At 43.3% G+C, this 21,741-nt stretch carries 20 protein-coding genes and 1 tRNA gene; 7 read left to right on the top strand and 14 right to left on the bottom strand.

Annotated features, from left to right (window positions below; all coding sequences use genetic code 11):
* Window positions 1-200 precede the first annotated feature (200 nt).
* Both QZX97_RS11365 and QZX97_RS11360 read left to right on the top strand, forming a co-directional pair.
* Entirely contained in the window at window positions 201-1,208 is a 1,008-nt protein-coding gene (locus QZX97_RS11365; RefSeq protein ID WP_295664659.1) for a LacI family DNA-binding transcriptional regulator, read from the top strand.
* 107 nt (window positions 1,209-1,315) lie between these two features.
* Window positions 1,316-1,389 (top strand) — tRNA-Pro (locus QZX97_RS11360).
* 53 nt (window positions 1,390-1,442) lie between these two features.
* Here the strand turns inward: QZX97_RS11360 and ppk1 are convergent.
* Window positions 1,443-3,551, bottom strand: coding sequence for a polyphosphate kinase 1 (ppk1, locus tag QZX97_RS11355; protein ID WP_295664658.1), 2,109 nt, complete (start codon window positions 3,549-3,551; stop codon window positions 1,443-1,445).
* Window positions 3,552-3,927: 376 nt separating this feature from the next.
* Here ppk1 and QZX97_RS11350 point away from each other — a divergent pair, with 376 nt between their 5' ends.
* Complete coding sequence (locus QZX97_RS11350) at window positions 3,928-6,417, top strand: DUF5686 family protein (RefSeq protein ID WP_295664657.1); 2,490 nt, start codon at window positions 3,928-3,930, stop codon at window positions 6,415-6,417.
* Between the two features lie 26 nt (window positions 6,418-6,443).
* Here QZX97_RS11350 and QZX97_RS11345 read toward each other — a convergent pair whose 3' ends face one another.
* From QZX97_RS11345 to QZX97_RS11300, 10 genes are all read right to left on the bottom strand, one after another.
* On the bottom strand, window positions 6,444-6,896 hold the full coding sequence (locus QZX97_RS11345) for a DUF4395 domain-containing protein (protein ID WP_295654794.1): 453 nt from the start codon (window positions 6,894-6,896) through the stop codon (window positions 6,444-6,446).
* 104 nt (window positions 6,897-7,000) lie between these two features.
* Window positions 7,001-7,882 carry a hypothetical protein gene (locus tag QZX97_RS11340; protein ID WP_295654787.1) on the bottom strand — a complete coding sequence of 294 codons (882 nt, stop codon included), beginning with the start codon at window positions 7,880-7,882 and terminating at the stop codon, window positions 7,001-7,003.
* Window positions 7,866-9,179 (bottom strand): NrfD/PsrC family molybdoenzyme membrane anchor subunit, encoded by a 1,314-nt coding sequence (gene nrfD / locus QZX97_RS11335; RefSeq protein WP_295654786.1) that lies wholly within the window; start codon window positions 9,177-9,179, stop codon window positions 7,866-7,868. The genes QZX97_RS11340 and nrfD overlap by 17 nt, the downstream gene beginning before the upstream one ends.
* 6 nt (window positions 9,180-9,185) lie before the next feature.
* On the bottom strand, window positions 9,186-10,127 hold the full coding sequence (locus tag QZX97_RS11330; RefSeq protein ID WP_295654784.1) for a 4Fe-4S dicluster domain-containing protein: 942 nt from the start codon (window positions 10,125-10,127) through the stop codon (window positions 9,186-9,188).
* Between the two features lie 24 nt (window positions 10,128-10,151).
* Window positions 10,152-10,433 (bottom strand): hypothetical protein, encoded by a 282-nt coding sequence (locus QZX97_RS11325; protein WP_295654782.1) that lies wholly within the window; start codon window positions 10,431-10,433, stop codon window positions 10,152-10,154.
* Window positions 10,434-10,613: 180 nt separating this feature from the next.
* Window positions 10,614-11,021: a cytochrome c gene (locus tag QZX97_RS11320; RefSeq protein WP_295654780.1), complete on the bottom strand. Its 408-nt coding sequence runs from the start codon at window positions 11,019-11,021 to the stop codon at window positions 10,614-10,616.
* Window positions 11,022-11,085: 64 nt separating this feature from the next.
* Window positions 11,086-12,048 carry a DUF5777 family beta-barrel protein gene (locus tag QZX97_RS11315; RefSeq protein ID WP_295654778.1) on the bottom strand — a complete coding sequence of 321 codons (963 nt, stop codon included), beginning with the start codon at window positions 12,046-12,048 and terminating at the stop codon, window positions 11,086-11,088.
* 11 nt (window positions 12,049-12,059) lie between these two features.
* On the bottom strand, window positions 12,060-12,458 hold the full coding sequence (locus QZX97_RS11310) for a hypothetical protein (protein ID WP_295654776.1): 399 nt from the start codon (window positions 12,456-12,458) through the stop codon (window positions 12,060-12,062).
* Window positions 12,459-12,497: 39 nt separating this feature from the next.
* Entirely contained in the window at window positions 12,498-13,862 is a 1,365-nt protein-coding gene (locus QZX97_RS11305; RefSeq protein ID WP_295654775.1) for an ethylbenzene dehydrogenase-related protein, read from the bottom strand.
* 298 nt (window positions 13,863-14,160) lie between these two features.
* Window positions 14,161-14,964, bottom strand: coding sequence for a DUF6515 family protein (locus tag QZX97_RS11300; protein WP_295654772.1), 804 nt, complete (start codon window positions 14,962-14,964; stop codon window positions 14,161-14,163).
* A gap of 202 nt (window positions 14,965-15,166) precedes the next feature.
* On the opposite strand from QZX97_RS11300, the gene QZX97_RS11295 reads away from it, so the two are divergent.
* Genes QZX97_RS11295 through QZX97_RS11285 form a run of 3 tightly spaced genes read left to right on the top strand, consistent with a single transcriptional unit; the run spans window position 15,167 to window position 17,688 of the window.
* The gene (locus QZX97_RS11295) at window positions 15,167-16,108 is read left to right on the top strand and encodes an FAD:protein FMN transferase (protein WP_363152392.1); all 942 of its coding nucleotides are present in this window, start codon (window positions 15,167-15,169) and stop codon (window positions 16,106-16,108) included.
* A 16-nt stretch (window positions 16,109-16,124) separates the two neighbouring features.
* Entirely contained in the window at window positions 16,125-16,343 is a 219-nt protein-coding gene (locus QZX97_RS11290; protein ID WP_295654771.1) for a DUF4266 domain-containing protein, read from the top strand.
* Window positions 16,344-16,368: 25 nt separating this feature from the next.
* A complete protein-coding gene (locus QZX97_RS11285; protein WP_295654769.1) occupies window positions 16,369-17,688 on the top strand; it encodes a DUF3570 domain-containing protein in 1,320 nt (439 codons plus the stop codon).
* Window positions 17,689-17,717: 29 nt separating this feature from the next.
* Here QZX97_RS11285 and QZX97_RS11280 read toward each other — a convergent pair whose 3' ends face one another.
* Together QZX97_RS11280 and QZX97_RS11275 are read right to left on the bottom strand one after the other, a co-directional pair.
* Entirely contained in the window at window positions 17,718-18,644 is a 927-nt protein-coding gene (locus tag QZX97_RS11280; RefSeq protein WP_295654767.1) for an alpha/beta hydrolase-fold protein, read from the bottom strand.
* On the bottom strand, window positions 18,641-19,078 hold the full coding sequence (locus QZX97_RS11275) for a hypothetical protein (protein ID WP_295654765.1): 438 nt from the start codon (window positions 19,076-19,078) through the stop codon (window positions 18,641-18,643). The genes QZX97_RS11280 and QZX97_RS11275 overlap by 4 nt, the downstream gene beginning before the upstream one ends.
* Before the next feature lie 280 nt (window positions 19,079-19,358).
* Here QZX97_RS11275 and QZX97_RS11270 point away from each other — a divergent pair, with 280 nt between their 5' ends.
* Window positions 19,359-20,402 carry an NAD(P)-dependent alcohol dehydrogenase gene (locus tag QZX97_RS11270; protein WP_295654763.1) on the top strand — a complete coding sequence of 348 codons (1,044 nt, stop codon included), beginning with the start codon at window positions 19,359-19,361 and terminating at the stop codon, window positions 20,400-20,402.
* A gap of 68 nt (window positions 20,403-20,470) precedes the next feature.
* Here the strand turns inward: QZX97_RS11270 and QZX97_RS11265 are convergent, their stop codons facing one another.
* The gene (locus QZX97_RS11265) at window positions 20,471-21,580 is read right to left on the bottom strand and encodes a hypothetical protein (protein WP_295654761.1); all 1,110 of its coding nucleotides are present in this window, start codon (window positions 21,578-21,580) and stop codon (window positions 20,471-20,473) included.
* Between the last annotated feature and the right edge of the window lie 161 nt (window positions 21,581-21,741).

Genomic DNA, 21,741 nt, shown 5'->3' with positions numbered 1-21,741 from the left:
GTTTTGGTTAGTGCACATAGCTATGTATAAATGCACGCATAAATTTATCAATTATAAATTGTTGTGTGTACTTAATTTGAAACATACCCATGTGATAGCTGGGGCAATGCAATGTTGCTGAAAAAAATTGTCAGTTTGGTTAAAGTGGCCTGTTTTTTTTTACGGAAACGTTTTCATTCATTGTTGTACTTTTGCTGATTATGGGGCAGATTACTATCAAAGAGCTTGCACAGCGTTTAAACCTATCAATATCCACGGTTTCGCGTGCTTTGAGCGATAGCTACGAAATTAGTCAGGCTACGCGCGATAAGGTAAAACTGCTTGCACAAGAGTTGAACTACACTCCCAACTTGTATGCCAGCAGTCTGCGGAGCCAGAAAAGCAAAACCATCGCCGTTATTATACCCGAGATACTGAATAATTTTTTCGCTTTAGCGATAGATGGCATTGAAGAAATAGCCCAACAGCACGGCTACCACGTGCTTATTTACCTTACGCATGATGACCATGTGAAAGAAGCTGCCATGGTGCAGCATTTATTGAATGGGCGCGTTGACGGTATATTAATGTCGGTAGCGAGCGAAACCAACGAAGCCAACCATATTGCAGAGTTTGTAAACATGGAAATACCTGTAGTGTTTTTCGACCGGGTGTTTGATGATTTCAAGACCGTTAAGATTGTAACTGACGACCATCAGAGTGGCTATAATGCTACCGGACATTTGTTTGAACGCGGTTGTATGGATGTTGCTTACCTCTCCATATCACAAAACTTGTCGATTGACAAAAAACGAATGGACGGCTACCTGGATGCCTGCAAAAAGTTCAATCTGCAAAGCCGGGTGATCAACTGCACCCAAAACGATGACGACAATAGAGACATACTGACCAAAGCACTTGCCGGCTCTAATGCGCCCGACGGCATTTTCGCGTCGGTTGAAAAACTGGCCATCACAACTTATGAAGTTTGTCATGCTTTGGATATCAATATACCCGGCAAGCTTAAAATAGTAAGTTTTTCGAACCTGCGCATTGCATCCTTGTTGAAGCCATCTTTAACCACCATAGCCCAACCGGCGTTCGAAATAGGGAAACAAGCGGCTTTGGCACTGTTCCGGGCTTTAAAAAACAATACCGTTTTTACCAAAAGTGAAGAAATTGTAATCCCTTCAACTCTAATCGAGCGCGAATCGACCGCGGCAAGATAATTACCACTAAAAAAAGCAGATTAAAATACTGTAAATCAAAGCGCTTTAATTTCTTTTAAAATACTATTTGCAAAAGGCTTTTGCTTTGCTATCTTTGCAACCCCAAACGGGATGTAGCGTAGCCCGGTATCGCGCCACATTTGGGATGTGGAGGCCGCAGGTTCGAATCCTGCCATCCCGACACCGGAAACTAAAAGCCCTGACTTTCGTCAAGGCTTTTTTTGTTTTTGGTCATCATTTTTCCTTTATCAATTGATAAAAAGCTTCCTGGGCATCGTCACCGCATTCCAATCCGGGCGCTATTGGTATTGATTTTAGATGTTGATCGATCAAACGGGTTTTTCTATAAGGTGCTAACTGAAGCTTTATAAAGCTAAATATTTCCTCTTTACAGGCTTCATCATACACCGGAAACACAACTTCCACCCTTGATCGCAGGTTGCGCTCCATCCAGTCGGAAGATCCGAGAAAAACTCTTGGGTCATTATCATTGTTAAAAATAAATACCCTCGAGTGTTCCAAATACCTTCCTATTACACGGTTCAACGTAATATTTTCGCTAAGACCTGGTACACCGGGTCGTAAACGGCAAATACTGCGTACAATCAACTCTATTTTTACGCCGGCGTTCGATGCTGTATATAACGCATCGATCATCTCTCTGTCTTCCAGATTATTCAGCTTGATGATGATTTTCCCCTCACCCCCATTTAGGGCAACCCTTATTTCGTTATTTATCAATTCTTTAAACCTGTCGATGATATTAAATTGAGAGACAAGCAAATGATTAAATGGCGCGGGTTGCTTACCGGTATACAAATAAAGAAAAACATCTTTTAATTCTTCATTCATTACCGGGTTGGAGGTAAGTAGCCCCATATCAGAATAAATACCGGCCGTTCTTTCATTAAAATTCCCGGTGCCATAAAATCCATAAGTTTTGGTTACTCCATCTTTTACCCGGGTAATCAATGCTGTTTTGGCATGAACCTTTATATCGGGTAGGCTGTAAGAAATCTCTATTCCCGCTTTTTCCATTTTCTCTGCCCATAGTAAGTTGTTGGCCTCATCAAATCGAGCCTTTACTTCCACAAACGCCCTCACCTTTTTCCCATTTTTTGAGGCGCTAATGAGCGCATTCACGATGTGAGAGTCGGACGCGACCCTATAAAAGGTAGCCATGATTTCGGTTACATATTGGTCGAGTACCGCTTGGTTAAAAAATATCAATACGTGGTCGTATGACTGATAAGGAAAATGCAATAAGAAGTCTTTCTCATCTAATGCCTTAAAATAATTCTTATAAGAAGCAAGTTCGCGATGTTTTAATGGCTTCCATTTGGCTAAAGTGGGTAGAGAGTTAGCCGGTACCGGAAAAGAGAAAAAATCACTCATCTGTTGGTATCTCCCGGTAGGGGTTAGTTCATCTTGCTCTATACCAAACAGGTCAACACATAACGATACCAGTTTTTTTGGCATAGCTACATCGTACTGAAACCGGGATGGAGCTCCGAAAGCGCGTTGCTCTAAGCTAATCTTCATTTGGCCGGCGATAGCCCCCGAATATTCGTCAAGGTTAAGGTCGGCATTCCTGTTTAACTTGATTGAGAAGCACCCTTTGATTTTATAATTTTCAAGAAATATTTCGCCGCCAATCCTTACTATATCATCCAAATAGATTACATAATGTTTATTGTCTATCTTCGGCAGTGGTATAAATCGCGGAAGATGCTCGGTAGGCAAGTTTAATAAAATCAGCCTTTCAGAACTGTTTTTATGAGACAACTGCCATACGAAATACAGCTGTCGATCTTCAAGAAATGGCGTTGTTTCATTCGATAGCCAAATTGGCTGCAAATACGAGGCCACCTGTGTGTTAAAGTATTCATATATAAATTCAAGATGTTCCTCACGTACTTCTTCATGATGCTGGTAAAGGATAATATTATTTTCCTCTAAGCCTGGAATTATCGATGTTGCCAAAATATAACGAAGGTAGCTGGTTTGATGACTTGCTTCTTTACGAACCGCAGTCAATATATCCTGGTAAGAAGCAGACTCTTCATCGTTATACTGCCCTAATTTGGCTAATGTTTCTAAATGAGCCACCCTAACCCTGTAAAACTCGTCCAAATTGGAGGCATGGATAGCAATGAATTTTATTTTTTCGACAAGCGGCAATTGTGGGTCTTGACTTTCTTCCAACACGCGGTGGTTAAAACTTAACCAACTCAAATCTCTGTTAAAATACTTCGTTATTTCAACAGCCGCGGCATTTGAATTTTCCATAATGGTTATAATATGATTATTTTGAGAGGCAGGATAAAGCATATCAGAAAGCATCCTTTGTATCAATGAGCGTATAAGAAAGGTAATTCAGAACGAAGCTAAAACTTGACATACTTAGCCGCAACAAAAGAGGTTTTTGCATTCATCGAAAGTAGACACCTATTGTTATTAAAATATTAAATTACTATGAATTTCACTAAAATTCAACTGAAAGCAGATTGTAATACAAGCTATTTTTGTTGGAAAGTGGCAAAATATTTTTCCGCAAGTTGAAAGTAAAAAACAACAAGCGTTAAAAACGGTATTTAGCATTATATTCGCTGTTCAACATTACGTACACGCTAAAGTGTTCGTTGTGGGTTTTAATTTAAACGTCGCGGTGGTCTATTTACCCTTATTTAGCAGGAAGTTATCTTTTTTTTGGGGATGCTTGCTAATATCTTTTAGCTGTTTCGCGCAGCACACCAGTGTAAGCGGTGCAATTATTGATGCCGCGAACGGCCAAACAATCCCGATGGTCGACGTTACTTTCGCCGGCAGCCATAACGCCACCAGAACAGACAGCCTTGGCAAGTTCACCCTATCCGCTGCCGGTAATTTTTCGCAAATAGTAATTTCGGCCATCGGTTATCGCCCCCTCACAAAAATGATAATAGCCGGAACCGCAAACGAAGTCGCTATAAAACTTGAAAAGTACCAAACACAACTTCTGGAGGTCTCAATTAAAGGACAGCGTAGCAAATCTTACCGTAACAAAGATAACCCGGCGGTCGAACTGATCCGGCGCGTTATTGCACATAAAGACGCTAACCGACCGCAAAAAGCCGAACACCTGCAATATGACCAATACGAGCACACAGCACTCAGGGTTTATGGGATACATCCTGCACTGGTTAATAATTTTGTGTTGAAGCCGTATCGTTTTATGTACGACACAGCCGGGGGGAAAATAGCGATGGAGGCTTACCTTAGTGAAAAAAAGTACCGCCTATATCTTCAAAAAACGCCTGAAAAGTCGATTAAGGTTCTGACCGCTCAAAAGGAGGCCAACATTCTTAAATTCATCGACACCGCCGGGGTTAATATTTATGTAAATCGGCTGTATGGTGATAAGGTCGATATCTATGAGAACAATATATTCATTGTCAACTACCAATTTTTAAGTCCGATTGCCGACCACGCACCAGACTTTTATAAATTTTTTATTACCGATACCATCAGGACGGCTAAAGACACCCTGATAGAACTCAGTTTTATACCACGAAATAAGGGCGACCTGCTTTTTGAAGGACACTTGCTGGTAACGCTTGATGGCAGCTACGCGGTAACCTCATGTGCCTTAAATGTGGACAAGGAGATCAACCTGAATTTTTTACGCAGTTTACAGGTCAATTTAGATTTCGAGAAACAGCCCTCCGGCCATTATTTCCTGACCAAAACGAATACCAAAGCAGATTTTGGGATATTGAAGAACAGAGGCGCCGGATTAAGCGGAGAGCGGACAATTCGCTACACCGGTTATTTGGCTAATCAACCGATGAGCGCGGAATTTTATGGGGGCAACGCCGAGCAAATTGTCCCCGGTTTCGATCAAAAGGACAGCTTGTATTGGGCGAGCCAGCGGCCTGACACGCTTCCCGAAAAACAAGCAGAGTACTATCGCCAGGTTGGCCGCCTGGAAAAAATGCCTCAGTTCAAAAGGGCTACATGGATTGCGACAACGTTAAGCACGGGATATGCAGATCTCGGTCCGTTCCAGTTCAACACAGCTTATCTGGCCTCATACAGTACGATAGAAGGCATACGTTTGGGCCTTGGCGGGCGCACTACTCCGAAATTTAATAAAAACATTTATCTGGAGGGATACCTTGCCGAAGGCCTGCTTGATCATCAATTTAAATACAATACCACTGTTTATTATACCGTTAACGCCATACCGTTTTACCGTTACCCGAATAATTATTTAAAGTTTAGCCAGCAATATGATATCGGCCTGCCGGGCAACAATTCCAGTGCTGGAAATTTCAGGACGCCCATATCATCTTTCCAGACGGGAACGGATCGTTATTATTTTTATTCGCGTATTTTTAAGTTGGATTATGTTAAGGAATATGATAATCATTTATCGTTTGATGTCGGTTTCTATCAACGCAGCGACAAGGCGGCTGGCTCGCTGACCTATACAATGAACGACCCGCAACAAACATTGGTTGACCATATCACGTCGAGCGTGTTTACATTAGGGCTTCGCTATGCCCCGCATGAGCAAATTTATCAGGGAGCGGATTACCGGCACACGATTAGGAACAACTATCCAATCATGACGGTTCTTTTCAGCCAGGGCATCCAGGGTTTGTTGGGCGGAACCAATCAGTACAGTTCCGTTACCACGACCATACAGAAACGACTTTACGAATCGCAACTGGGGTACGCGGACGTTACGCTGCTTGGTGGTATGATTGCTGGCAAAGTCCCCTACCCCCTGTTGAACATCAGCAATGCCAACCAATCCATTGTTTACTCGGCCGACGGCTACAACCAAATGCATTACCTTGAGTTTGTGAGCGATCATTATGCCGGCTTTAATATCACGCAAAATTTTAATGGCTTTTTCCTGAACAAAATACCTGTGATCGACCGTTTGAAATGGCGGGAGTTCCTGTCATTTAAAATACTTTACGGTGGCTTACGGGATGAGAACAACCCGGCGTTGACAAGCGGGCTGTATAATTTCCCGGTGCCTGCAGCGGGAGCATCGGGTACTTACGCGCTAGGCAGCACGCCCTATACCGAAGCGGGCGTGGGTATCGGTAATATATTCAAGTTCATCAGGATTGATGGTATTCGGCGGTTCAGTTACCTCGACCATCCCGGCATTTCAAAAACCGGCCTCAAAGTATCGCTGAGGGTAGGGCTTTAGCGGATGTTGAAAGCCCCCCTTTACCATTATTTTGAAAACACTCTTGTCACCCTAATCCAATAGGTATAAATGTGACAGCCCACGCAAATGCCGAAAAACGACTCCAGGAACGAAAAGAAAATCAATAGCGCTACAATTGCGTTAACCAATAAAGCGATACCAATAATATTAAGCAGCAGCAATAGTGAAGTGATGGCAAACCCCATGCGCGCAGCGAAGCGTTTAGGCGCCTGATCTACCTGTTTACTTTTAATATGCAATTGTTTTATTACAGCATCGGCAATAAATGCCAAGGGGCTATATTGCTGAAGACTGAATGAACGGAGAAAAAAATCGACCACTAATAAGGCAACACTAGCAGCGATATGCGTAAGCCAAAACACAATGGCCAATAACCAAACTTGTAAAGCTATAATCCTTATTTTATTTTGATTAACCAAAACCAGGTCAGCGGGGCAATTTATGGGGGTGTTACTCATTTGCAAAAGATGTTGACGCTGCAAATGTAAACAACAAATCATTTAAACTATAAAATACATAGAATTTATAGTTTAAATAATTTAGCAATGATTAAACTAAGGGCTTAAGCTTGCGTTTCGCCAAGTTTCTTTATCTTGAAAACACTCACCACCAACGTTATCAGGATACCCCAAACCGCAATCAAGATGGAATAAGCAGCCACCAATAGCCAAATAGGTGTTTTATACCTTGTACCATAAAGGGAGCGCTCATTAAAATTACTTAGCGGGATAAATTTAGCGCCCCATGGTACTGTTTTTTCTATCACCAGGTTACCGTAGGTGTCGTTGTCTTCAACACGGGCAACCAGCGTAATATTGCCTTTGGCATCGCCGGGGATACTGTCGCGTTTAAAATCAGCCGCAGCAGTGCCTGTAGAATCCGTGGTAACCGTAGGCTTATCACCCACGGGGAGGTCTGATCCTAAACGTTTCACCCCTATCTTAACGTCGACAGCATTTACAGGTACCCATGTACCGTTTTTCAATTCCAGCACAGAAGCGGTTATCTTCTTATCGCTACCGGCATCTATCAATATTTTGGCTTGTGATATAGTGAGGTCGCCTTTTGCCGCGTAATATTTTTTGTTTCCGTTAAAAGTGGCCAAAAAGATATGTTTGGTTGAAGTGGTCCACTCTTTTTTTACCGAAACGGGGATAGTGGTCGAAGCTTCGCCATTTTCGTTAGTAGTTACCTTTCCGATAAAGGTACCTGTAGAGTCTTTATCTAAAAACAGTTTCAAGCTAATACCGGCCACTGGCTGAAACCTGCCATCTATTTTGGTTTTTACCTTAGCGGTGATGTACGGCACCTGGTTATTTACACTAAAGTAACTTAGCGCCACACTGAGGTCCCCTTTGGTTGCGCCTTGCGAAAAGCCATGATAGCCCGAAAACAAAATTGCAATGGACAATACAGCGGTTTTGATATTATTCAGCGATTTCATGTTGCTCTGTTATAGTTTCTTGAATTGGGATAATTGGGAATATACGCGCAAGGATAGTGATAACCAGCATTACACCGGCCAATGAGCCGAAAGTGATAGCCCATTCTTCCCAGCTTGGAAAATAGTGCCTATAACTGGCAGGTACATCGTGCATGGGTAAAAATGGGTGCAGCAAAGTCGGGGTTACAATTAAATAACGTTTAAACCAGGCACCAATAACCACCATAATGCCTGCTATCATCACCGGCAAGGGTTTCCTCCCTTTTTTGAAGAGTAGGATAATGGTCGGCACAATCATTCCTGTTAAAATAGCGAACCAGAATACCACCGAGAAATCGCCGGTGAACAGGCCGTTCAAATAGGCTGCTTCGGATTCTTTCATCTTAAAGAAGGGTGTCAAAAACTCATTGATGTTAAAATACAGGTAAAGCATAGCCAGCATCACCAGTATACGGCCCATTTTTTCAAAATGGTCTTCAGTTATATACTTTTCGAGATGGTATGCTTTTCTGAAAACATACATGGCGACTACAACCGAGCCTGCCCCTACCAAAAATGCACCTGCAATAAAATAAGCACCAAAGTTGGTACTATCCCAACCAGGGCGGTAGGTGGTGGCAAACAACCACGATGTTACGGTGTGAATGGTAAACGCTACCGGGATAATGGTTATGCACAAAATATTGATGGCCTTGTCGCCCAATTTATATTGCTCCGGAAGGCCTTTCCAAAATGAGCCGATGTAACCGTAAAACTTATTCAGCCTTGGCCCTGACCGTTCTTTAAACGTAAGCAATATCTTAATATCGGGTAGCAACGGGAAATACAGCAACAGGATACTGATAAAGAAATAAGTTGTGATAACGATTACGTCCCAGATAATGGGCGATTGGAGTCTGCCGTGTATAAACAGGTTGTAAAACCGCTCAGGGCTACCCATATCAACAATGATAATGAGCGAGGCGAATATAATGGCCGCAACGGCTATCATTTCGGCAATGCGGGTAAGCGGCGTACTCCAATGCACACCGGCCAGCCTAAAAACGGCGGTTATTAGCGAACCTACCAGGCTAATGGCGACAAAGAACACAAAATTAGAGATGTAAATACCCCACGACACATAATCGCGCATGGAGGTAACAATCAAACCATACCTTAACTGGCGATAATAGGCATACAGACCAAATAAACAAATGGCCACCAAAACACCGGTCCATATTTTACCTGCCTTTCCAAATTTTTGGGGCAACAGGTCGTTTATTATTTTATTGTTGGCTATCGAATCTGAATTTTCCACGGTGAATTAGTTTTTAGGGTTTTGTAAGCTATCAGTTTCCAGGCCCGACTCAAACGGGAAGTTTCGGTTTACGGGCGGCAGGTAGTAAACACTTGGTTTGGTGCCCAGGTCTTCCATTAAACGGTAGCCGGCCTTATCGCGAATCAAATCGCTAAACCTGAAGGTTTCAGCGCCATTGGTAACCGAATCTTCGTTCAGGTCGCCAAAAGCGTAAACACCATTGGGGCAAGCCGAAACACAGTGCGGTAATTCGCCCATACGGCTCATATCTGCACAAAAATCGCATTTGCCAACAGTGCCTTTCTTTTGCGGGATGCTGGTTTCGCACGAGTATGGTTGCGCGGCAACTTCTTCGGATATTTGCGGTGCGCCCCAATTAAACACACGGGTTGAATACGGGCAGGCAGCCATACAAAAGCGACATCCGATACAACGGTCGCTGTCAATCAGCACAATACCGTCCTGGCGTTTAAAAGTGGCATCGACAGGGCAAACCTTAACACAAGGGGGGTCATCACAATGCATGCAGGTTGTTGGCTCCCAATAAGGCGCCGAGTGTTCCGAGTTTTTCATCGGGTCAACTTTTATCCAGTTTTCGCCGGGGTTCAGGTCGTGGGCATGGTTACAGGCAGCCTGGCATTTCTTCAGGTTTTTGCAACGCGATAGGTCAATTACCATCACAAACTTTTTGCCCGGAATACCTATTCTGGCTTCGCTGTTTGAAACGGGCGGCATATGCGGTACCGGTTTTAAAAAAGCAGCATCCACCTCAATCACTTCGCCATCTACCGATAGCAGTTTAACTTTTTTCCCAGATGGCATTACCTGCTCATCGGCTGCGGCTTCAAAAACATTGCTCTTGGGCGCGCATCCCGCCACCACACTGGCAGCTGCGGCAACCAACCCGGTTACCAGGAAGTCGCGTCTCGAATTATTCTCTTGTTCCATTACTGTTATATTATGGTGTGATGCTTATTTTTTTATCCAGTTTTGCAACTCCTGGTTGCTTACCTTTTTTGCCGCCGAGGTAATCAGTTCCTGGTCGATCTCAACCAATTGCCCATCTTGGGTGAGCATGGTTATCTTTTTGCTTTCAGGTTGGCAAGTTGGCGCACCTTTTGGGCTTTTTTTAAACGATAGCGGAAATCCTACCACTGCCGCGGCTGCTGCAAATACAGAAAATGCCCCTACCCCTAAAACGAATTTCCTGCGCGATGAGGGGTCTTTAGGGTTTATATTATCGTTGCTGTCCATAAATATTCTTTCGTTATTGATTGCGATAAAGTTATGCTTGCTTTTTAGCTTAAACTATGATTAGCGGCAGTTAAAAACATGACCGAAATCACAAAACAATACTTAATCCGATGTTAAATCACAAAACAAAAAAGGGGTGCGGCATAAGCCGGACCCCTTTAACCAATTATAAAACCTATATCACTTTTTTAATGTACGTACATAAACTACCAGGTTCCAAATATCTTCGGCATCCGGAAGTTTCTTTTTAAAACTTGGCATATCATCACGGCCTTCGGATATTTTGTAGAAAATAGCTCCGTCAGACTGTGATTGAAAATCAGCCTTGGTTAAATCATTCGGGATGGTTTTTAACTGTGCTGCCTTGCTTCCATCACCTAATCCACCTTTACCGTGGCATGATGCGCAGTTAACACTCCATAGCGATTTACCATCGGCTATTGACTCTTTACTCGACTTAACCGGATTTGCCATTTTGGCGTTCTTGTCGGGCACAGGCCATGGCTTTGGCTGTTGTACCAGTGTGAACGCTGCCGTCATCAACCCTATGGCCAATGTTGCTGTTGCTAAGACTAATTTACTTTTCATGAGATTTGTTTTTGGGGTTTTATATTGTTGTTAGGTGAACAGGGTAATTGCCTTTTTGTTACGATTAAAAATTCCATAACCTGCTGATGTTAAAACCAATCAGGAACTGCCCTTTTGTAAAATCATTCTGATTGTACAAATTATTGTTCTGTGGTATCAACGAGCTGTAGTTTCCGCAAAATACTTCAAAGTCGTGCCCGCTCGATTTCATCTCTAAACCAAAGCTGATATTAGGATGCGGATTATCGGCCGGGTGCTGTGTCAATGGCTGATCGTAGTTGGCTATGATGGCTGTTTTTGGCGATATTTTATACCTGCCCGATGCGGAGAACGAAAAGCTGTCGTTATTCCATATCGGGTGCACCACACCTTCATTGTCGGTATAACCTTGCAGATTATTAAAATGGCTCCAGCTCGGGCCAACCTGTACCGATAAGTCTTCGCTAAACTTACGGGCTATCAGTATCTGGTTAAAGTAGCTAAAACGGTCGCTGGTGGTGATAAACAAAGTAGTAGCATCTTTTTTACGGGTATCCATTGCGGCATCGCCATAATAGGTTACGCTTACCGGCATGCTGCCGTTTTTTGTTTGTTTTAATAGGGCGTACTTAGCGTTCCAATCCACCTGCATCCTTTCGTTGGTGGCGCCAAAGCCCACTTGCAGGTTATTTAGCGGTGTGTAGCTAAAACCTAAACGCATGGTAGCACCGCCAAATATCCCGAACAAATCGGTAAAATGGTGTTCCATAGTACCGAACCTGTGTTGAATATCGAACTCAGAAGTCCCTTTTATAGGTACCATTACTGTTTCGTTATCAATCAGGTAATTACCTTCGAATGTATTTTTTGTATACGATTTCTTCTTAATTACAGGCGCTTCGGCTGCTGTGTCTTTTGCTTTTGCGCTGGTATCCTTAGCCGTTTTAGCCTGCGCTTTTAATTGGGCCGGGCTACAGCACAGCGCCGCCATAAGGCATGCCCCCGCAAGGCCGGTAATTGCCAATTTATATTTATTTTGTTTTTTCATGATCCGTTTCTTTAATTGTTTTTAGCGCCTTGTTTTATCCAGGCAAGCATTAATGCATTTATATTTGATGGATTGTTTGCACTGCCCAGAGGCATGGTAGCGGCTTTTTTACCGGTAAGCCACAAGTACACATCGCTATTTTCGGGTGTTCCCACATTTACTAAACTGGCATTAATGAGCGAGGTGTAGGCTGTAGCGCTTGATAAATTGGGTGCTATTGAGCCTGCATGGCAACCGCTTAAAGCGCAGCTTTTGGTCAGTATCGGAACAATATCCTTCGAAAAACTTACGGTAGTGGTTACGGCAACCGCGTTGCTTTCAACAACGGTTGTTGTTTTGGTACAGCTGTTCACCAATATCATCAGCGAACTGACCAATAACAACCCCAACACTATTTTTTTCTTTGACATGATTCTTCGTTTTTAATTATTTAAAAGATCAGCCTGTGGTTATTTTTGAAAATGTAAGGTGAGGCCCGGCATTATGGCGTGCGCCGAATTTGCTTTGTTAAATACCGCGATACCAAAATTCACATCCGATAAAGGCGAAAAATCAACATCCTGCAATACCGCAACATCATTGGTTTTCAATGCCCTTTTAAATTCCAATATCCAACCCGATCCTGTGTAAACAGCTTTAAATGGTAAATCACCACGGCCGCCCTGGTATTTCTCCATAATCAATCCGGGGATGGCGTTGGCACCAACACCGGTAATGTTGCCATTGGCATCAAAAATGGTATTAAAGCCTGTTGTGGCTGTAGGGTCAATTTTAGACGCGTCAGACAAAGTCAAAACACCGTTGGCATCAACTGCGGTAACCAATAGTGCGGGTGTGGTACCATCGGTAGCGGTTACACCCGTTAAAGTGGCTACGGCTTGTCCGGGTGTGGTACTTGTTGTCATTAATGCATAAGCGTTGCTTTGGCCTTTAACTACCCAGGCTGGTACGGTTACCGATGTTGAAGTACCTGTTATTTTTAAAGTTTGTGTATTGGTGATAGAGCCTGCAACTGTTGAGTAAGTAGGTATGCCTAATGTAGTAGCGGTTACCACAGCACCATCAGAGTGGCGGCCGTTGGCGTTTAATTGCCCGCCTGCATAATCTATATAGTCATCATCTCCATAACCATAAACCTGATCTTGCATTAAGTGAAAATGCCAAAGATCAGCTTTTTCGGCAGGGCCATTGGTAAAGTGATTACCGCCAGCTTTAGCGGGTACGGTTACCAATACCGGTGGATTTACGTGGTTGTTGAGTGAATCGGTAGCGGGATTGATATGGCAGGTTGCATAGCAACTCTGTGTGGCAAAATTAGCCACCGAGTTGTTGATGTTCCATTGAAAGCCAAATTTATCTTCGTTAAAAGGTATGCTGGTAATGTTTCCGTTCACATCAAAGGTGTAGCCGCTTGATTGCCTGGCCCAAAGTTTCGTGGTTGGATTGTACGATACAGGGGTATTAAGCAAACTGGCATCAGCATCGTTCCATTCTGCCAAAAAATAAATGTTATTATTATCGTATAACGAACGGAGGGTTACATTGTAAGACAAACCGATATAACCTTCAAAAGTACCGTTACCGGGATTCGGTACAGTGGCGGTCACGTTCAGTTTAGTAGCGTTGGCCCAAACCGGGTCAATTACACCATCAATTGTTGGTGCCGTTGCGGTACTTGACGATACCAGCGTTGTTGAACCCGAACCCGAGTCGGGAATGATTACCTGATCTTTTTTCGTACAGCTTACTATATAACCTATAGTACAGGTTAGGGTTGCTATTACCCAGAATTTTGTGCTCTTAATTACTTTCATGATTGATAGTTTATTGTTGTTATACTTAACCTCGTTTATGGGGACTAAACTACCGTTGTAATACAAGGTGTAGCGTGATTGCAATCACTATATAAAATGATATAAATCAGTTTATAAAAAATGACTGAAATCAAACAATTACCATCATTTATTTACATAAACAACTATTAATGAGATACTTATAAATCAACCAAAATGAACGAAAGCAGCCTTTAAATGATAACCAACAACAAAAACCCCGCTAAACCTGACGATTTAGCGGGGCGTTGATCTTCGTATTTTACAGATAAATTTTTATTTATTGCTTTTGATTGGCTGACGGAACGCCTTGCACTTTGTAAATCACGTTGTTCCCGTCAATAGCTTGTTCGTAGTAAACTTCGGCCGGCGAAACAAAGTAGGTTTTACCAGCTATATTTACCGATTTACAGCCATCGGGCAATTGAGTTACCGTGTCGCCAATTTTTGGCATATCGGCAACTACAGGCGGCATGGCCGATGGCGGGCCAACAACAGGTGCAGGCGCATTCACCGGCGGGCCGACTGGTGCAGGTTGAGCCGTTGGCTGACCGGCTGGCGCGGGAGACGCTGGTGCCATTGGGGCTGTTATGCTGGTATTCAATACACCATCTTTACCTGCAATAATGTAGCCTTGGGTATTGTCGGGATTAGTGTATGGTTTGTAGTAAACACCATTTAGTACGTAATACTGCTGGTTGTTGATCAAAATCGGCCTGGTATGCGCAGGCAGTTGCGGTATTTCGGCACCTACAGGTGGCACGGTAACCTGATACCCGTTTTCATAAGGACGGTAATAAACGCCATCATAGTAATAGTACGGCAGGCTGCCATAATAAAACGGTATATACCCAAATGGCAAAACGTTGATAAAAAAGCCCAACCGGGGATATCCCCATGGATAATATGACGGGAAAATAGGGCGGTAATAACCACCGTAGTATCCATAACGCAAACTGATGCGGATTGGAGGGTAATTGGTTTTAGTTGCCGAAGAAGGAGCGGCAATACCGTTCAATGTTACAAAGGTTAAAAGTGCCACGGCCAATGCGAGCCGGTACACCTGTTTTATTTTACTTTTCATAAGGCTATCTGTCAAATTTTAATCACAGCATTAAAACATTAAATGTCGCGAAATATTGTGTTAAAATGCAATTTTTTTGTTTGATTTTTTACTTAAAACAAGGCTAAAAATTCATCTCAACTTCACAATAAGCCCTTAAAATTGTATCTTAGTAACCTGGGGGATATTGATAATAAATACAAGCCGCCATTCGCCAATATTAATGATGACCATTACCCAACCCACCGTTTTTAAACGAAGCTGCAAATTGATGGGGAACCATTTTGAACTGAGCGCGGTTTCGGATGATGAAAGTTGGGCCAACCAAAAAATAGATGCGGGGATAAATGAGATCAGGCGGATCGAAAAGCTGCTCACCACGTTTAGCGATGACAGCGAGACCAACGAAGTTAACCGCAATGCCGGTATCAAACCCGTAACGGTAAGTCGGGAAACGTTCAATCTGGTTAAACGCTCTATCAGGATATCAGAGCTTACACAAGGGGCTTTTGATATTAGTTATGGTTCGATAGACAAGCGGTTATGGAATTTTGATCAAAGCATGACGGCCTTGCCCGATAAGGAGACCGCCAAAAAAATGGTACAGCTGATCAACTATCGTAACATTGTTTTGGACGATGAGCATTGTACAATTTTTTTGCGCGAAGCAGGGATGCGGATAGGCTTTGGCGGCATTGGCAAGGGGTACGCGGCCGAAAGGGCAAAGCAAGTAATGAAAGAACAAGGTGTAACCAGTGGTGTGGTGAATGCTTCGGGCGATATGAGCGCCTGGGGGCTGCAACCCAACGGCGAAAAATGGACCATCGGGATTGCTGATCCTGAATCTGCAGATAAGGTGTTTTCGTACATGACTATAACCGATATGGCGGTCGCCACATCCGGTAATTATGAAAAGTTTGTGATGATAGGTGGCAAACGCTACTCGCATACCATTAATCCGCGCACCGGTTTACCTGTAAGCGGGATCAAAAGCGTTACCATCATCACTACCAATGCCGAAATTGCCGATGCCATGGCAACACCGGTAACTATTATGGGGGTACAGGCCGGGCTCGACCTGATCAACCAAATGAAAGACATCGAAGCGGTAATTGTCGATGACTACAACAGGCTATATACATCCAAAAACATCCATCTTACATAAACACACAAACAATATAATGAGGCAATTTTTAATTTTAACGGCATTCCTGATGCTCACGGCAGCTATCACATCGTGCACTAACTTAAAGGAATATCAAAAAAGCAGGCTTAACGACTCGGAGATGGTGTTAGGCAACCGTAAGGTGGAAAAAAACGAAATGAATTTCCAATCGTACCGCGAGGCAGCATCCGGCGCGAATGCCGGAAAAACCGGTGGCGGCTGCGGCTGTAACTAATTTTCATCCCTCCCTATATTAATTTATGAAGAAAGTATATTTATCCGTTATCGGATTTGCCATAGTTTGCCGCATGGGCGCCTATGCACAAACGTTGCCCGATACCACCAATAAGCCAAAAACCAGCTTATACACGCCTATTGATGATACCACTGATTACAGACCGAGAAGACTGAGAATTGACGAGATCAATCTGGTTTCGAGCTATTATAACCAAACCGGCAATCATTCGCCTGTTACGGGTGGGGTGGGTACTGAAGCAGTAACCGACATTTCGAACGGGCTTGAACTTAAACTGGTTTGGTTAGGCGAAAACCTGAATAAAAACACCATTTCGGCTGGCTTCGGTATTGACTACCACACTTCGGCATCGGCTGCCTACGTAAACAAATCGGGCGCATCAAAAACAGGTGGCTCAAGAGTTTACCCATCGTTAGATTGGACCCTCGAAACCAAGGGCGGCAGTTTTGGTATTGGCTCATATGTATCGTCGGAGTATAATTACAGTTCCTTCGGTGCTGATGTACATTTCTCTAAAAAGGTAAACCACAATAATGGCGAGTTTAGCGCTAAGTTTCAGGCTTATTTGGATCAGGTGACAATGATATACCCCTCCGAGTTTATACCGGCTCCCGTTAAGACGGTATCAAACGGGGTCGTCTACATTACCAGCGCCAGCGGGCGCACAACCGCAGTCAGCTCGGGAGGCAGTACAACTACATCGGGCGGAGGCAGTTTGCCAACTTCGGCAAGGGATACCTACACCGGCTCTTTTTCGTACTCACAAATGATCAGCCCTCGTTTACAAGGCATGTTATTATTTGATGCCGTAGCGCAAAGTGGCTATTTAGGCCTGCCTTTCCATAGGGTATATTTTGCCAATCCCAAGGATACCGACGCGGTTGAAAAACTACCTTCAAACCGTTATAAACTGCCCATAGGCGGAAGGTTGAACTACTTTTTGGGCGATAACATCATCCTAAAAGGTTATTACCGGTATTATATGGACAGCTGGGGCACCAAATCGAATACTGCAAACCTGGAGGTGGTTTACAAAATCACACCTTTCTTCTCGGTTTCACCATTCTTTAGGTATTACGACCAAACGGCTGCACGGTACTTCGCCCCTATTTATACACATACCCCAAGCGAGGAATACTATACCAGTAACTATGCCTATGCCCAATTTACGAGCCGGTTTTATGGCATGGGCATCAGGCTGGCACCGCCAAAAGGCGTGTTGGGCTGGCAAAGCTTGCACGATGTGGAGATACGCTACGGGCATTATTCGCAAAGTACCGATCTGTTGTCCGACGTGGTGTCGATGGCTTTTAGCTTTAAATAAAATGCTTTTTGCAGATGGATATCCTTGTTTTACTTATTGAACAAAAATAAAAGAGGGGTATCCAATCTTGCCCTCCATGACCTTTCTGTATGATCGGCACCGGGAAACTCAAGCGTTACAAAGTTTTTATGAGTATACCCTTTAGCTTTCATTATACTGTTAGCTTGTAATTGATACGGCTTGTAGAGCGAATCGAGTGTTTTAGTTCCATGGTCGAAATATATCCGGTGATTGTTTGGGGATGGCAGCCTTATTTTAAGGTAGTTTAATATGGCCTGGGGCAAAGGATTGTTTTTATTGGTAAAAATACCTGTCCAATGGGTCGACATGCACGCCGCGCCTCCGAAGACGTTGGGATACTCGCAAATGGCGTACAACGATATCAACCCACCCATACTCGATCCGGCAATAAAGGTATGCCCTGCATCGGACAAAGTACCGAAATGGGTATCGATATAGGGTTTTAACTCTTTTACCAAAAACAACAGGTAATTATCAGACATGGGTGCATGATGAAAAACAGGTGCCTGCTGCTCCTTGCCCACATCGAGCATCCGTTGCTGGTCTGCAGGTGGCAAGCTATAAAATGCCTTTTGCGGAAAATACTCTTCGTGCCTTTGATTGCTGATATTCCAAATACCGACTACTATGCAAGCTTTTATTTTATTTTGGGTCAAAAGTTTGCAGAGCACACCGTCAACGCCCCATGCTTGTTTGTTCCAGGTGATGGTACTATCAAAAAGCATTTGCCCGTCGTGCATGTACAAAACCGGGTACTTTTTATGGGCATCATAACCCGGCGGCAGCCATACATCTACGTTCCGGGCATCTACATATTTCGATTGAAAATCGGCCAACCTTTCAATCGAACCACAAACTACCTTTGGTATTTGCGATTGTGCCAGCAACGTAAATAGCATACACGTAACAAACACAGTACATATCTTTAACTTCATTGTGCTTGTGCTGCCTTTTTCTCCTGCATTTTTTCCTTCATCTTCTCTTTCATTTCTTCCTTCATGGCCTCATATTGTTTATACTGGTCGGGATTCAATACCTTTTTTAGTTCTTTGTCTTTATCATCCTCAATACTTTTCATTTGCCTTAGTTTGGCAAACCTGCCGCCGCTTGCATCGCCTTTCAGCAACGGGTCGAGTTTTTGATTGGCCTTCAGGTTAATGGCATATACTTTTTGCGAGGTAACCGTGTCGAGATTAAGCTTACTGGTCATCATTTTGGTTTGCAAGTTGGTACGCTGCTCGGGCGTCGAGGTTTTTATCAACTCCGCCATTTGCTGTTGTTTGGTATTGTCTTGCGCCTTTGCGGGATTCGATACCATAAAGGTAATGATCACGATGCATACGGTTAATATAATTTTACTTCTTTTCATTGTGTTGTGACAGTTAGGTTTTTAAAATAATTACTATCAAAGGATGGCGAAATCAGTAAATTTACACTAATTCAACATCCCGATACAGGGCTAAATACAATTTACAAGTTTAATTTCCGACATGGGTATTTATGGGTATCACTACAACTTAATAACCAATTAGCTTAGCAACCCAATAACTTTCCAACAAAACCATTCAATATTAGGCAAAATATTGCTTTCAGCAAACCTTCTTATCAATTATTGTATACAAATTTGAAACAAAAAACACTAATCCTATATGACATTAGCAAAAGCCTATGCTGCACAAAGTGCAGAAAAACCACTTGCCCCTTTTACCATCGAGCGCCGCGAACCCGGCGCAGAAGATGTGGAAATCAAGATTTTATATTGCGGCGTTTGCCACTCGGATATCCACACTGCCCGTAACGAATGGGGCTTCACCGTTTACCCTTCCGTACCAGGCCACGAAATTGTGGGCAAAGTAACCCGTGTTGGTAATAATGTAAGCAAGTTTAAAGTGGGTGATACCGTTGGTGTTGGCTGCTTTGTCGACTCGTGTATGCATTGTGCCAATTGCGAAGCCGACCTTGAACAATACTGCGAAAACGGGCATACCCAAACCTATAACTCGTTAAGCCAGGATAAAAGCTATACCACTTTGGGAGGTTACTCGAGCCATATTGTGGTTACCCAGCACTTTGTGCTATCTGTTTCTGATAAGCTACCGTTAGAAAAAGTTGCACCCTTGTTGTGCGCGGGCATCACCACTTACTCCCCTTTACGGCATTGGGGCGTTAAAGCAGGCCATAAACTGGCAGTTGTTGGACTTGGTGGACTTGGCCACATGGCCGTAAAACTCGGTGCATCCATGGGCGCCGAAGTAACTGTGTTGAGTCGCTCGGCTGGTAAGGCAAAAGACGCTGCCGAATTAGGCGCCAAACACTTTAAACTCACTACCGATAAAGATACTATGGCAGAACTGGCGAATAGTTTCGATTTTATCCTCGATACTGTTTCGGCGCAGCATGATTACAACGAATACCTTAGTTTGTTAAAAACAGATGGTGTAATGATTGTAGTTGGGGCGCCACCGCAACCCACTCCAGTTTCGGCATTCCCATTAATTTTGGGTAGACGCAGTTTGGTTGGCTCGTTGGTTGGCGGCTTGAAAGAAACGCAGGAAATGTTGGATTACTGTGCCGAGCACAATATCACATCTGATGTGGAAGTAATCAATATCAACCAGATAAATGAAGCTTACGAACGTACACTTGCAGGCGATGTGCATTATCGTTTCGTGATTGACATGGCTACATTATAGAACAATGTCCGTAATAAAAAAGCCCTTTATTTTAAAAAAAGGGCTTTTTTTAATTGGGCAATTTTACGTCAATTATTCTTTAACCCTACCTCATGGTCTTTGTAGTCCACCATGTATTCGTTGCTTACAAAAAAATCGAGACTGAAAATCGTGCGGGTATCGCCCGAAATATTGGGGTTTTGTATGCTTGTTAAATTACCGCTGTTGCCCACAATATATTGAAAAGTGAAGCCTTTGTTGGTTGTAATGCTTACAATTGAGCTTGGTGCCAATGGTCCCACCCCTGTTGCCTTGGGGTCTTCTATTTCAGTTATCGACGGTGTACCAGTATCGAACAATATTTGCGCCGATGACACCACTGTGCCATTGTAGGTTATTGTGGCCGGTATGTCGTCAGAATAGCCACCAACCGTAAAGTAGGTCAACGGGTGCAGAACGAAGCCGGCAGTGGTCAAATCAGACGGGATCAACCCGATGGTGAGCAAACCTGGTACCAATGTGCCGTTGCCATTAAAGTAAAGACTATTCATCGTGGCCAATTTAAAGCCGCTAATGCCTCCGTTAGTTGTAGTAAAATAACTCAATGGGCTTGCTATGGTGCTATTGGTATAACTTACACCCGAACCCACGCCAAATACATCGGCACTGTGGGCTGTTAGCTGCTTGCCTGTTTGGTCAACAATTTTATAGTACATAAAAAAAGGGATGCGTTTTGTGGTGATCTGCGTGCTGCTGGGATCGCCAAGGGTTACTGTAGCATAAGCCAGATTGCCATACTCTGTTGTTGACGACGTAGCATCGCCATACACTATGGTAGATGTTTTTGATGTAACCGTAATACCATTTACTACTACCGAATCGCCGGTTACCGTTATCCCCGAAGTGGTAATCATTGATGCCGGTAAAATACCATTGGCATCAATCGTCATACCGGTTGAACCTGTATCAAAAACGCTCACATAGCTCACGGTTTCGGTACCAATACCTGCAATTGGCATAAAAATACGCTTATTGAGCCCCGATTGATATTCGTATAAGCCTAAAGTTGCAATAGGCGTAGCCGGCGTGGTAACGGTTCCGCCACCGCCCGAATTACTTTTTGAGCAAGATGCAGCAACAAGTATAAAACCGAACAGGGCAATAAACAGCAAGGGGGTTTTAGGGTACTTTTGATTCATATAAAAAGCGTAAGGGTAAAATCAACAAAGTTTAAATCAATTATAAGCTAATTTAACTGATAACGTAAAATTAATTAAAGATTGTATTTGTACGCAATTAAAACTCCATTTGTTTATATAAAATTCGCCTTATAAACATACATTAGATTTATTATATCTTT

This window comes from uncultured Mucilaginibacter sp. (assembly GCF_903893715.1).
Taxonomy (GTDB): domain Bacteria; phylum Bacteroidota; class Bacteroidia; order Sphingobacteriales; family Sphingobacteriaceae; genus Mucilaginibacter.
The sequence above is the reverse complement of the archived record's forward strand: the minus strand, read 5'-3'. Positions and strand labels throughout refer to the sequence as shown.

Coding starts and splice junctions, on each gene's coding strand:
- QZX97_RS11365 (WP_295664659.1), top strand. CDS start 201: ATGGGGCAGATTACTATCAAAGAGCTTGCACAGCGTTTAAACCTATCA.
- ppk1 (WP_295664658.1), bottom strand. CDS start 3,551: ATGCTTTCTGATATGCTTTATCCTGCCTCTCAAAATAATCATATTATA.
- QZX97_RS11345 (WP_295654794.1), bottom strand. CDS start 6,896: ATGAGTAACACCCCCATAAATTGCCCCGCTGACCTGGTTTTGGTTAAT.
- QZX97_RS11340 (WP_295654787.1), bottom strand. CDS start 7,882: ATGAAATCGCTGAATAATATCAAAACCGCTGTATTGTCCATTGCAATT.
- QZX97_RS11330 (WP_295654784.1), bottom strand. CDS start 10,127: ATGGAACAAGAGAATAATTCGAGACGCGACTTCCTGGTAACCGGGTTG.
- QZX97_RS11325 (WP_295654782.1), bottom strand. CDS start 10,433: ATGGACAGCAACGATAATATAAACCCTAAAGACCCCTCATCGCGCAGG.
- QZX97_RS11320 (WP_295654780.1), bottom strand. CDS start 11,021: ATGAAAAGTAAATTAGTCTTAGCAACAGCAACATTGGCCATAGGGTTG.
- QZX97_RS11315 (WP_295654778.1), bottom strand. CDS start 12,048: ATGAAAAAACAAAATAAATATAAATTGGCAATTACCGGCCTTGCGGGG.
- QZX97_RS11310 (WP_295654776.1), bottom strand. CDS start 12,458: ATGTCAAAGAAAAAAATAGTGTTGGGGTTGTTATTGGTCAGTTCGCTG.
- QZX97_RS11305 (WP_295654775.1), bottom strand. CDS start 13,862: ATGAAAGTAATTAAGAGCACAAAATTCTGGGTAATAGCAACCCTAACC.
- QZX97_RS11300 (WP_295654772.1), bottom strand. CDS start 14,964: ATGAAAAGTAAAATAAAACAGGTGTACCGGCTCGCATTGGCCGTGGCA.
- QZX97_RS11295 (WP_363152392.1), top strand. CDS start 15,167: ATGATGACCATTACCCAACCCACCGTTTTTAAACGAAGCTGCAAATTG.
- QZX97_RS11290 (WP_295654771.1), top strand. CDS start 16,125: ATGAGGCAATTTTTAATTTTAACGGCATTCCTGATGCTCACGGCAGCT.
- QZX97_RS11285 (WP_295654769.1), top strand. CDS start 16,369: ATGAAGAAAGTATATTTATCCGTTATCGGATTTGCCATAGTTTGCCGC.
- QZX97_RS11280 (WP_295654767.1), bottom strand. CDS start 18,644: ATGAAGTTAAAGATATGTACTGTGTTTGTTACGTGTATGCTATTTACG.
- QZX97_RS11275 (WP_295654765.1), bottom strand. CDS start 19,078: ATGAAAAGAAGTAAAATTATATTAACCGTATGCATCGTGATCATTACC.
- QZX97_RS11270 (WP_295654763.1), top strand. CDS start 19,359: ATGACATTAGCAAAAGCCTATGCTGCACAAAGTGCAGAAAAACCACTT.
- QZX97_RS11265 (WP_295654761.1), bottom strand. CDS start 21,580: ATGAATCAAAAGTACCCTAAAACCCCCTTGCTGTTTATTGCCCTGTTC.